Annotated in this window: 10 protein-coding genes; 1 reads left to right on the top strand and 9 read right to left on the bottom strand. The window is 60.0% G+C overall.

Annotated elements, in window-relative coordinates; translation table 11 throughout:
- Positions 1-4: 4 nt before the first annotated feature.
- On the bottom strand, positions 5-1,378 hold the full coding sequence (locus ACFHWW_RS17945) for an aspartate aminotransferase family protein (RefSeq protein WP_379939722.1): 1,374 nt from the start codon (positions 1,376-1,378) through the stop codon (positions 5-7).
- Positions 1,379-1,392: 14 nt separating this feature from the next.
- Positions 1,393-2,223 (bottom strand): GNAT family N-acetyltransferase, encoded by an 831-nt coding sequence (locus tag ACFHWW_RS17950; protein WP_379939861.1) that lies wholly within the window; start codon positions 2,221-2,223, stop codon positions 1,393-1,395.
- Between the two features lie 483 nt (positions 2,224-2,706).
- Between ACFHWW_RS17950 and ACFHWW_RS17955 the strand changes: the two genes are divergently transcribed.
- A complete protein-coding gene (locus ACFHWW_RS17955) occupies positions 2,707-3,984 on the top strand; it encodes an NAD(P)/FAD-dependent oxidoreductase (RefSeq protein WP_379939724.1) in 1,278 nt (425 codons plus the stop codon).
- A 143-nt stretch (positions 3,985-4,127) separates the two neighbouring features.
- Here ACFHWW_RS17955 and ACFHWW_RS17960 read toward each other — a convergent pair whose 3' ends face one another.
- The 7 genes from ACFHWW_RS17960 to ACFHWW_RS17990 form a co-directional block, all read right to left on the bottom strand.
- A complete protein-coding gene (locus ACFHWW_RS17960; RefSeq protein ID WP_338280536.1) occupies positions 4,128-5,171 on the bottom strand; it encodes a tartrate dehydrogenase in 1,044 nt (347 codons plus the stop codon).
- Positions 5,168-6,643 (bottom strand): aldehyde dehydrogenase family protein, encoded by a 1,476-nt coding sequence (locus tag ACFHWW_RS17965; RefSeq protein WP_379939726.1) that lies wholly within the window; start codon positions 6,641-6,643, stop codon positions 5,168-5,170. The genes ACFHWW_RS17960 and ACFHWW_RS17965 overlap by 4 nt, the downstream gene beginning before the upstream one ends.
- A 97-nt stretch (positions 6,644-6,740) precedes the next feature.
- Positions 6,741-7,094, bottom strand: a complete 354-nt coding sequence (locus ACFHWW_RS17970; RefSeq protein WP_379939728.1) for a cupin domain-containing protein — start codon at positions 7,092-7,094, stop codon at positions 6,741-6,743.
- Between the two features lie 27 nt (positions 7,095-7,121).
- Positions 7,122-8,045, bottom strand: a complete 924-nt coding sequence (locus ACFHWW_RS17975; protein ID WP_379939730.1) for a 2-hydroxyacid dehydrogenase — start codon at positions 8,043-8,045, stop codon at positions 7,122-7,124.
- A gap of 9 nt (positions 8,046-8,054) precedes the next feature.
- The gene (gene argE, locus ACFHWW_RS17980; protein WP_324765089.1) at positions 8,055-9,179 is read right to left on the bottom strand and encodes an acetylornithine deacetylase; all 1,125 of its coding nucleotides are present in this window, start codon (positions 9,177-9,179) and stop codon (positions 8,055-8,057) included.
- Between the two features lie 255 nt (positions 9,180-9,434).
- Positions 9,435-10,409 (bottom strand): threonine/serine dehydratase, encoded by a 975-nt coding sequence (locus ACFHWW_RS17985; protein ID WP_324765088.1) that lies wholly within the window; start codon positions 10,407-10,409, stop codon positions 9,435-9,437.
- A gap of 147 nt (positions 10,410-10,556) precedes the next feature.
- Positions 10,557-11,552: an ornithine cyclodeaminase family protein gene (locus ACFHWW_RS17990; RefSeq protein WP_324765087.1), complete on the bottom strand. Its 996-nt coding sequence runs from the start codon at positions 11,550-11,552 to the stop codon at positions 10,557-10,559.
- Positions 11,553-11,583 lie beyond the last annotated feature (31 nt).

Genomic DNA, 11,583 nt, shown 5'->3' on the forward strand with positions numbered 1-11,583 from the left:
CGCATCAAGCCATGACCAACCTGACGTCACTGTCTTCCAGCGTCTGGTCGAGTGTCTTCCGGGTGCGGGCGACAATCGCATCGATATCGCCATCTGTGCAACAAAGCGGCGGCGCATAGCCCAGCACGCCATTGCCGAAGGCGCGGATGATGAGGCCGTTGTCCCACGCCCGGTCGAAAATCCGACGGGAAGGATCGGCCGTGGCCGGAAGCGGCGTCTTCTTCGTCTTGTCGGTGACGAGCTCGATCGCCGCCAGCATGCCGCGGCCCCTGATGTCGCCTACGAGCGGATGGTCGGCAAGGCCCTGCAGCCCCTCCATTAGGCGCTTGCCGGCCTTGCGGCCATTTTCCAGAAGCCCGCCCTCGTAGAGGCGCAAAACCTCGAGCGCCACCGCGGCACTCACTGGGTGGGCTGAATAGGTATAGCCATGCCCCACCAGGGAAGTGCCAGCGCCGTCTGCGATCGTGCTATACACGCGCTCGGTCATGAAGACCGCGCCCATCGGCACATAGCCCGAGGTCAGGCCCTTGGCGACTGTCAGGAAATCGGGAACGACTTCGTCTTCGCTGCAGGCGAAGAGCGGGCCGGTGCGGCCGAAACCGGTGATCACTTCGTCGGCGATGAACAGGATATCCAGTTCGTGGCAGAGGTCGCGCATCGCCTTCATCCAGCCCCTGGGCGGCACCAGTACGCCGCCCGAGCCCTGGATCGGTTCAGCATAAAATGCCGCCACCCGCTCCGCGCCGATCTCCTCCACTTTCTGCCGCAACGCCTGTTTCGAGGCAGCGATGATCGCTTGCGGATCGGGGCCCACGGGATTGCGGTAAGCGTAATGCGAGGGGATCTTGTGCTGCCAGTCGAAGGGGATGCCGAAGTTGGCATGGAAGGCCGGAAGAGCCGTCAGCCCGGCGCCGACCGTCGAAGAGCCATGATAGCCCTGTTCGAGCGATATGAACTGGTCTTTCTGCGGGGTACCCTTGGCGTGATAGTAATAGCGGATGAACCGGACAGTGCTGTCGATCGCGTCGGATCCGCCGAGGGTGAAATAGACATGATTGAGATCGCCAGGGGCCCGCTCGGCAAGCGCCGCGGCAAGACGGATCCCCGGCTCGGCGCCGAGGCCAAAATAAGCGGTAGCGTACGGCAGTTCCCGCATCTGCCGCGCGGCAGCCTCGACGATGCTGTCATGACCGTAACCGGCATTCACGCACCAGAGGCCCGCGAAACCGTCGATGAGCTGGCGCCCGGACATGTCGGTCACGGTCGCACCAGAAGCAGAGGACAGGACGCGTACGCCGAGCTTTTCGTGGGTACGATAGGAGGCGACCGGATGTACGAGATGGGCGCGGTCGAGTTCGATAAGGGAGTTGCTGAGCATCTTTGTCTCCGATTTCAGCCGAAAGCCTGATTGGCCAGGGCAAAGGTTTTTACACGGGGAGAAGGGTTGACTTGGCCGCCGCGCTGCATTGCCGTCGCTCCGCCGACATGGATAAGTCCACGTTCGGCCAACCACTGCGACAAGCCCAAGTCCTTGGGTGTGTCGATGCGAAGAAATCTGTCGCGTCGAGCCGCTATTTGGAACAAAATGAGCTTTTTGGCATCATCGGCATTCTCCGCCACCACGGGACCGATGACCTCACCGCGGCCGAAGGGGCGCGTCGCCGAGAAACCTGCGACGTGTCCGTCGCGCCGGATCACCGCAAACCGCCCGACATCCTTCATATAGAAAATCAGCTTGCTGCGATCATCGCCGAAGGCTGCCCTGTCCAGGGCAGCTATTTGCGGGAGATCGCCGGATTGCATCCATTCGACATCGATCGGCGCTTCAACGGCCGCACAGATGCCCTGACATTGCAGAATATCTCCAACTTGGCGAAAGCCCATCTTCTCATAAAGCGGCAGGCCTTCCTGGGTCGCAACCAGTCTGCATGGCACTCCGTGAGCACCATCAAGACCCGCTTCCATCAGTCGGCGGCCGAGGCCACGTCCGCGTATGGCTTCAGCAACGATGACCATATTTATCGTGGCGCAGCCTCCGAAGAGTGTCGTGAGTGTAGTGCCGACGACCTTTTCATTCTCCAGCACGACGACGCCTGTGCTCATTGCAAGTGCCGTTTCCCAATCCTCCAGCCTGTGTGGCCAACCGGCCTGTCGCGAAAGCGCCAACGCGCCTTCGAGATGTTCGGTACCAAACGGAACGATGTCGAGTTGGGTCATATGCATTGCCTGGATCCCTGCTTCTTCACAGGGAAGAATAACGTCGCCTGAAAAGAAGATCGTCCCGACATCCGGAGACGGGCGACATCTTTGACCGTGTTGGCGAGCGCTCACCGCATCTTATGCTGATAGCAAATCTTTGAATGGCTCGGTGCCGCAACGGCTGCCAGGCGCAACTCTCTGCCAAATATCGAGGAAATACGAAAGATTCTGCTTCGCACAGTGGCAACTGCGGCCAGTTGCTCTGCATAGCCCTTGCTAGAATTACCTAAATCGAAGGCGCCTCGGCATAACCAAGGACCACTCGATGATACGATACCGACCGAAATGCACTACCTTAGATTACTGGAGTGTTCTCCTCTCATGTTCATGTCGGCACTCCTTTTCCAGAACAAACTTGATCGTAGACGCGAGCCGATCAACGGCTATGTCGAGATCAAGAGCATGGCAGACCATTCCGGCGTTGTCGGCCTCTAGCGGAGCAAGGTGATGAAGTTCGAATCCTACTGGCACGACACCGCCCCGAAATTCGCAGGCGCCTGCAGTGGCCCCGTCGAAGGCCATTATGATGTTGCCGTGATCGGCGGCGGCTTCACCGGCTTGGCCGCAGCACGGCAGCTCGCGAAGTCCGGCGCGCGCGTGGCCGTGCTGGAGGCGAACCATATCGGATGGGGTGCATCCGGCCGCAACGGCGGGCATCTCAACAACGGGCTTGCCCACAGCTTCATCGCCGCCAAAGCAGAGCTTGGAAAAGAACGCGCGGTGGCGCTTTATCGAGCTCTCGACGACTCGATCGATACGATCGAGAAAATCGTTGCTGAGGAAGCCATCGATTGCGACTTCCGGCGCGCCGGGAAGCTGAAGCTCGCTTCAAAGCCTCAGCATTTCGAGGCGATCGCCCGCAATTTCCAAGCGGTGCATCGTGAGGTCGATCCGGATACCGCCCTGCTGACGCCGGATGATCTCAGGACCGAGGTCGGCTCTCCCTTCCATGGCGCAATGCTCTCGAAGAAGAGCGCGATGATGCATATGGGCCGATATGTCGTTGGATTGGCCCAGGCGGCAGCACGGCATGGCGCGAAAATATTCGAAGACGCCCATGTGATACGCCACACCATATCGGGCCCGAAGCACCGACTGGAGACGGCCCGAGGTGGGGTGACCGCCGACCATGTCCTAGTCGCAACCGGCGCCTATACGTCCGGGGCCTCCTTCAACTATTTCCGGCGCCGCATCATCCCGGTCGGCAGTTTCCTGATCGCGACCCGGCCTTTGACCTCGGCGGAAGTGGCAGCCACCATGCCGGGCAACCGCACCTGCACCACCTCGATGAACATCGGCAACTATTTCCGCCTGTCGCCCGACAACCGGCTGATCTTCGGCGGGCGCGCCCGCTTTGCCGCGACGTCGGACCAGCGCTCCGACGCAAAGAGCGGCGCCATATTGCGCGCCAGCCTCGCCCAGATCTTCCCGCATCTTGCCCATGTGGAGATCGACTATTGCTGGGGCGGCCTGGTGGATATGACCAAGGACCGCTATCCCCGCGCGGGCTATGTCGACGGCGTGTGGTATGCGATGGGCTATTCGGGCCATGGCGCGCAGCTCTCGACGCATCTCGGGATGATCATGGCCGACGCCATGCTGGGCAAGGCTGACCGGAACCCGCTCAAGGGCATCGAATGGCCTGCTGTGCCCGGCCATTTCGGCAAGCCCTGGTTCCTGCCGCTGGTCGGGCTCTACTACAAGACCCTCGACCGATTTCAGTAAGGCGGCCCTCCTCCCCTGCCGCCAATTAAGGCGCGGATCTTTCGATCCGCGCCTTCTTTTTCACCGTTGGAATAGATGGAAGCACTTCAAGCAAGATACTGCTTAATGCCAAGTTGGGGGCGCTTGAGCACTTGAGCGGCTCCTCAGAGAAGACGTTCGAGCACTGCCTTCGCAATCGTCTCAGTCATATGCCTTCCAGGAATGGTGCCAATCCCGGCCTTCGTCGTCGCTTCGATCGCCGCCATGACGCGCGCCGCGGCGGCACGCTCGCCGAGATGGTCGAGCATCATCGCGCCCGACCAGATGGCGGCGATCGGGTTGGCGATACCGAGATACGCGATGTCGGGCGCTGAGCCATGGACCGGCTCGAACATGGAAGGCGCGGTGCGATCGGGATTGATATTGGCCGAGGCCGCAAAGCCGAGCCCGCCCTGGATGGCGGCGCCGAGATCGGTGAGGATATCGCCGAACAGGTTGGAGGCGACGACGACGTCGAGCGTGTCCGGTGCCATGACTATGCGCGCCGCCATCGCGTCGATATGATAGCTCGTCACCTCGACGTCGCGATATTCAGCGGCTAGGCTCCGGGTCATCTCGTCCCAGAACACCATGGTATATCTTTGGGCATTGGATTTGGTGACCGAGGCCAGCTTGCCGCGTCGCGCGCGCGCTTGCTCGAAACCGAAGCGCAGGATGCGTTCGACGCCTTTGCGGGTGAAGATGGCGGTCTCTATAGCCACCTCGTCGGCCGTTCCTTGATGAATGCGCCCGCCCGCGCCGGAATATTCGCCTTCGGTATTCTCGCGGATGCAGAGTATGTCGAAGTTGTCGCTCTTCAGCGGGCCGGAGGCACCGGGCAAGAGCCGGTGCGGGCGGATATTGGCATATTGGGTGAAGGCCTTGCGGATCGGCAACAGCAGCCCGTGCAGCGACACGGAATCCGGCACCTCCGCCGGCCAGCCGACGGCACCAAGCAGGATGGCATCGAAGCGTCTGAGCGTTTCTATGCCGTTTGCCGGCATCATGGCCCCGGTTTGCTTGTAGAAGTCGCAGGACCACGGGAAGGTCGTCCCCTCAAGCGTAAAGCCCGATGCCTTGGCGGTCGCCTGGAGGACGTCCCAGGCGGCCTCAGTGACTGGTTTGCCGATGCCGTCGCCCGGCAGTAGCGCGATCGAGTAGGTCTTCATGTGTGATCCTGGAGGTTGATGAGCACGCTCTTGCTCTTGCGGTTGGCGTGATAGGCTTCGCGGCCGAGGTCCTTGCCGATGCCGGAACGCTTGTAGCCACCGGTCGGCAGGATGTGGTCTCGGGAGCGGCTGTAGCGATTGACCCAAACAGTGCCGGCCTGCAGCCGTCGCGTCATGCGGATGGAACGCGAGAGATCGCAAGTGAAAAGTCCCGCCGCCAGCCCGTATGTCGGGTGGTCGGCGAGTGCGAGGGCCTCCTCTTCATCCGTGAAGCTCTGCACAGTCAGGACTGGGCCGAAGATTTCCTCCGTGACGGCCGGGGAGGTCTGATCGATGTTCGACAGCAGGGTTGGGCCGTAGAAATAGCCGTCAGTTTCGAGGCGTTTGCCACCGGCCAGGCATTCGGCTCCAGCCTGACGCGCCGCCTGCACGATGGCATCGATACGGGTGATCTGGCGCTCGGAAATGATCGGCGAATAGTCGCTCGTCTCGTCCCAGGTCGGGCCGGGTCGGATTGTCGCCATTTGTGACAAGATCGCCTCAATCAGCGGCTCCATTACGGATTGCTCGACGATGATGCGCGAACCCGCGACGCAGGCCTGGCCGGCATTGACGAGGATGCTGTTGGCGATGGCATTGGCGGCAAGCGTCAGGTCGGCATCGGCAAAGACGATCTGCGGGCTTTTGCCGCCGAGCTCGAGCGTCATTGGCTTTACGCCCGTCCTCGCGATATTCGCCATGATGGCTGACCCGGCCGCAGTCGATCCGGTGAAGCTGATTTTCGCGATATCCGGATGACCGGTCATCGCCTGGCCGGTGGTCTGCCCGTCGCCGAGCACGATATTGATGAGGCCCGCCGGAATGCCGGCCCGAACGGCTAGTTCGGCGAGGTAAAGCGTCGAGAACGGCGTCATCTCCGAGGGCTTCAATACAATGGCATTGCCAGCGGCAAGTGCGGGCCCCAGTTTCCAGCCCGCCATGGAGAGCGGAAAATTCCACGGCGTGATAGCGCCGACGACGCCATAGGGCTCGGTCAGGATCATGCCGAGGCACGAGTCATCGGTCGGGACGAGATCGCTGCCTTCCTTGTCAGCGAATTCGGCGAAGAAGCGTATCTGCTCGGCGGTGACCGCGACATCGCCCCCAATGAGCTGGCCGATCGGGCGCGTGGAGGAGACGGCTTCCAGCCGGGCAAGGGTTTCGCCTTCGGCCTCGATCAGGTCCGCCCAGCGATGCATGGCATTGGTGCGTTCGCGCGGGCGGCGGGTGGACCAGCTGCTTTCGCGGAGCGCCGTCTTGGCAGCGGATACGGCTTCGTCGACAAGGCCGTCATCGGCTACGGGGCACTCGGCATAGACGACGGCATCGGAGGGGCGGCGCATGGGCAACCCACCCCCGGCATCGATGTAGCGCCCGCCGATGAAATGGCCTTTCGGCAACTGAATTGTGTCTGGATCAAAGCTCAGAGCCATGGCCGTGTCCTTAGATGATATTGGCGAGGCCACACGAGGCCTACTATTCCACTCAACAGGCTCGTGCGGTCCTCATAAAAAGTGGTCGACGGTGCGGTTACATCACCGTCACATAGATCTTCCTGACCGTTTCGATGGTGCGCCAAGTGCCGGTGAAGCCCGGCTTCATGACAAAACTGTCGCCCGCTTTGTATCTAACCGGCTCGCCTTCATCCGGTGTGAGCTCAACGACGCCTTGAAGGATATGGCAGAACTCGAAGGTCTCGCCCTTGATCGAGCGGGTGAGACCCGGCGTTGCTTCCCAGACCCCGGTATGGACGAGCCCATCGCGCGCCACATCCTGGGCCCAGGTCTTGAACGAGGGATCGCCAGAGATCAGCCGCTCGGGGAGCGGTTTGGCTTCGCGCGGGGCCTCTGTGCTGTTCGGGTCGATGGTCTTGAGAAGGGACATGATTTCTCCTTGCTGTCCTGCTGTGGTTTAGTACCCGCGGCTGCGATCGACCAGTCCGATCGGGTCGAGGCCGGCGCGATGGCGCTTGACGTTCTCGATGACCGCACGGGCCGCGGTGTCCGGCTGTGTCACGCTGGCGATGTGCGGCGTGAGCATGATCTTGGGGTGCCGCCAGAACGGATGTTCGGGCGGCAGAGGTTCCGGCTCGGTGACGTCGATCACCGCCCCGGACAATTGATGCCGATCGAGCGCATCTATGAGGGCATCATGATCTAGCTGTGCGCCACGACCGACATGAACGAGCGATGCGCCGGGCGAAAGGGCCGCAAAGAGCTGCGCATCGAGAATGCCGCGGGTCTCCCCCGTGAGCGGGAGAAGGCAGACCAGAATGTCAGTCTCCCCAAGAAAGGACGGCAGCGACTCGGCGCCATAATGACAGCGCACTCCGTCGATCCGGCGTGGGGAACGGCTCCACCCGGACAGCGGAAAGCCGAATGGCGTCAGCCGCTCGATGACCGCTTGCCCGAGCATCCCGAGACCGAGCACGCCGATCCGGCGGTCTGCCGCCTGCCGGGCGGGCAGGGCTTGCCATCTGCTTTCGGACTGCTGCGCAAGATATGCCTTGAGATTGCGGTGAAGCGATAATACGGCAAGCGTCACATATTCCTGCATCATGCGCACGATGCCGTCTTCGACCATCCGGACGAGCTTGACCTCAGTCGGAAGGGTCTCGATCCGGAATTGATCGACGCCGGCACCGATCGAAAAGACGATTTCGAGATTTTTGAAGCGGTCGAGATCCGGCGGTAAGGTCCATGTCAGGACGTAACGGACATCATCAGGATCAACCTGCGTCAAATCCATAATGAAGGGGAGATCGGGAAGGTCGCGGGCGAAGGCTTCGGCGAAGATGCGCCCTCTCTCTCGATCGGAATTGAACCAGAACGCCATTTGTATGCCTCAGCTTCGGAGTGTTTCAGCGAGTCGCTCGATCATTGTCTGACACGCAACGAGTTCGTCGGTGCGAATGAATTCGTCGGCGCGATGGGCCCGGGCGATATCGCCCGGGCCGCAGATGATCGCGTCGATGCCGGCCGCCTGATAAAGCCCGGCTTCGGTGCCGTAGCTTACGGCGGCAAGCGTTTCGATACCGGTCAGTTGTTCCATCAGCCTAGCAAGTGGCGCATCGGCGGCGAGCGACAACGCGGGGTAGCAGCTCAGAAGATCCCACTTTGTTTCAAAGCCTCGCTGCGCAAGCGCGACTGCGGCAAGCCTTACCGGCTCGAGGAGATCGGCGGGTGTCGCTCCCGTGATCGCCCGGGCCTCGATTTCCGCCGTGAGGAAATCCGGAATGATGTTCACTGCTTGCCCGCCAGACACAGTTCCGACCTGGAGCGAGGAATAGGGTGGCTCAAAGCTTGGGTCCAATCGGCTGCTCCGGAGTGCCTCTCCCGTACGAACGGCGGCAAGCAGGACGCAGGCGAAGGCATGGATCGCATTTAGACCCTGATCGGGCCGCGACGAATGACCGGATCGTCCGCGAATCTCAACTCTTGCAGCGGCCTTTCCCTTATGGGCGCGGATCGCACGCATGCCACTGGGCTCGCCGATGATCGCTCCGATCGGCTTAGCGCAAAGGTCAGGCAACTGGCGGATCAGATGGGGCACACCCCGACAGCCGGCTTCCTCGTCATAGGAAAATGCGAAGTGTAGGGGGCGTGCGAGCGGCATTTCCACGACCGCGGGGAGTGCGGCCAATGCTGCAGCGAGAAAGCCCTTCATGTCGCTCGTCCCCCGGCCGAAGAGCAAATCGCCATCGGACCTCAGCGTGAACGGATCGGATGTCCAGTTCGACTCCAGGGCGGGAACGACATCCATATGTCCAGAGAGAATGTAGCCGGGCACATGATTGGGGCCGACCGTTGCGAAGAGGTTGGCGCGATCGCCTTCCGGTCCCCGCAGTACCGTCACCCTGGCACCGCAGCCTTCGGCAAAATCCCTGATCCATGCAACGATTCCGTCATTCGGCGTGCCGACGACGGAGGGAAAACCGACCAGCCGGTCGAGTATTTCCTTGGCGTTCATCGCAGGTCTCCTTGACGTAAGCTTCCAGCCGCGCTCTGATCTCCACAATATCGCCAACTGGGGCCATATCCTGCCGAACGCTCCGTCCGGATTAGCAAAATCTATCGAATCGCCGTATTCCGAAGCAGGATGTTTCGTGCGGGGCGCACCCCCGCGCCAACGGCGGGCGATCTGCTTGACTAGCGACTCCGCTGCCTGCAATCGCGACCATTGCGGTGCGAATTCCGTGCGGATACAACTGGGATCATGGAGGGGTTATTCCGAGCCGGTCTTGTATATATCGGCAAGATCCGGCAGGTCCCAATTGCCACCGGTCAGAACCGCACAAACCTTTTCATCCGACCTGATTTTTATGGAGCCCGCGAGCAGTGCTCCGATGCCGATCGAAGCCGCGGGTTCGGCGATCAGCTTGGCGTCCTTAGCAAGTGCGCGCATGCCTGCGATGATGTGCTCGTCTTCGACGAGAATGATTTCATCGACGTATTTCTCAATTATTGGATACGGGTTCTGACCTGGAACGCTAATTCTCAGGCCATCGGCAATCGTGTTCTTCAGAGGCAACGAGGTGCGCTGCCTGTTGATCCGACTATGATAATATTTCGGCGTCAGAGCAGGCTCAGCACCGATGACCCGAACCGACGGTTTGGTTTCTTTGATGGCGGTCGCAATTCCCGAGATTAGCCCTCCACCGCCCAAGGGAACAATGACCGTGTCCACGTCCTCCAGATCGTCCAAAATTTCACACCCGATCGTTCCCTGGCCGGCCATAACAATGGGATCCTCAAAACCGTGGATGGTCGCATAGTTGTTTTCTTGCGCGATCTCGTAGACCTTTTTCCACCTGGCGGCGGTGTCGCCGTCAAAGAGGACCACCTCCGCGCCGAGTGCTTCCGTATTGGCAATCTTAATCTTGGGGGTTGTTGTCGGGAGCACCAGGATGACTTTCACGCCCAGCATCCGGGCCGCATAGGAGAGCCCCTGAGCATGGTTGCCAGAGGAACTGGCTATGACGCCGTTTGCCATCGCCTCCCTTGGCAGGGAAAGTGTCTTGTTTAGAGCGCCACGAATTTTGAAGGCTCCGGTAATCTGAAGCGTTTCGGGTTTGAGATAAAGCTCGCAGCCAACAGCTTGCTCGATCTTCTCTGCACGCAGCAACGGAGTGTGTCTGATGTGGGGCGCCAATCGTTGGCGGGCTTCTTGAATGTCCTGAATAGTGGGATGGTTTAACATGATGCTGCTCGCCTTAGTAGGTTGCGTTCCCTCGAGGCACAGGATGGTCTAGGTCGAAGATTGATTAATCTTCCGGGTCAGATCGCAAGATAACGTAATCGTCCCGCTGGGACCTTCCAGTTCTTTAAGAATAAGCCGTGACCGAGGTCAGGATTCGAAGAATTCGAAGAAGGTCCCGACGCTTCTTTCTATCGCGTTGCTATAGATCTTCGACGCGGTCGTATTGTCTTGGATGGCCATTCCTGTGGAGTCGAAAATCGTCACTTCTTGATCGTTTTCCCTTCCTGGCTTTTTGCCGAGCAATATCTCTCCAATTTCGCCATGGATCCCGTCCTTGGTGATGATATGCTTGTCGAGCGGATGCCATGTTTCGCCCTTGTCGCTGCACTGCGCGATCGAGTCCACGACGACTTTGGCACTCCTGAATATCTCTGGATCCAGTTCCTGTTTGCCACGTTGATCCGTACCGATGGCGACGATATGCGTTCCGGGTCTTATCCAATCGGCTTCCACGAGCGAGCCCTTCCCGCGTGTCGTCGTAACGAGGATGTCGGCCTGCTCGACCGCATCCTTCTTGGAACGCGCGATGACGACCGGAATGCCGAATTCGTTTTCGATATCGATTTTGAAGCGGGAGAGCGTATCCGCGCTATTGTCCCAAGCATGGATCTCTTCGATACTCATGACCTCCCGGATCGCTCGGATCTGCATTCTGGCCTGATTTCCAGTCCCGATCGACGTGATTCTGCGAGCATCTTTCCTCGCCAGCACCTGTACGGAAACAGCCCCCGCAGCGCCGGTTCTCAAGCCCGTGATCAGGCTGCCGTCCATAACGCAGATCAACGCGCCATTTCTGGCGTCGAACAGCAGAATGGTCCCCATCCCGTTAGGTACGCCAAATACAGTCGGATTGTCGACGAACCCTCCCGAAGACGTCTTCATTGAAATAAGTTCATTGCCTTTGTAGTAGCCGAGCTTGAAATCGATTTCGCTACCGGGCGACGGGAGATGCATTCCTATATAATCGGGTTGCTCCACCTGATCACTGTTGAAGGCTTTGTATGCCTCCTCGACGGCACCGATGACGTCCTTCATGCTGATCAATCTGCTGACTTCTTCTTTCTTGAGAAGCAGGGTTTTCACGAACTTTCTCCCGTCGTTGGCACGAAGGTAA

This window comes from Sinorhizobium sp. P24N7, assembly GCF_042436655.1.
Classification (GTDB): Bacteria; Pseudomonadota; Alphaproteobacteria; order Rhizobiales; family Rhizobiaceae; genus Sinorhizobium; species Sinorhizobium meliloti_A.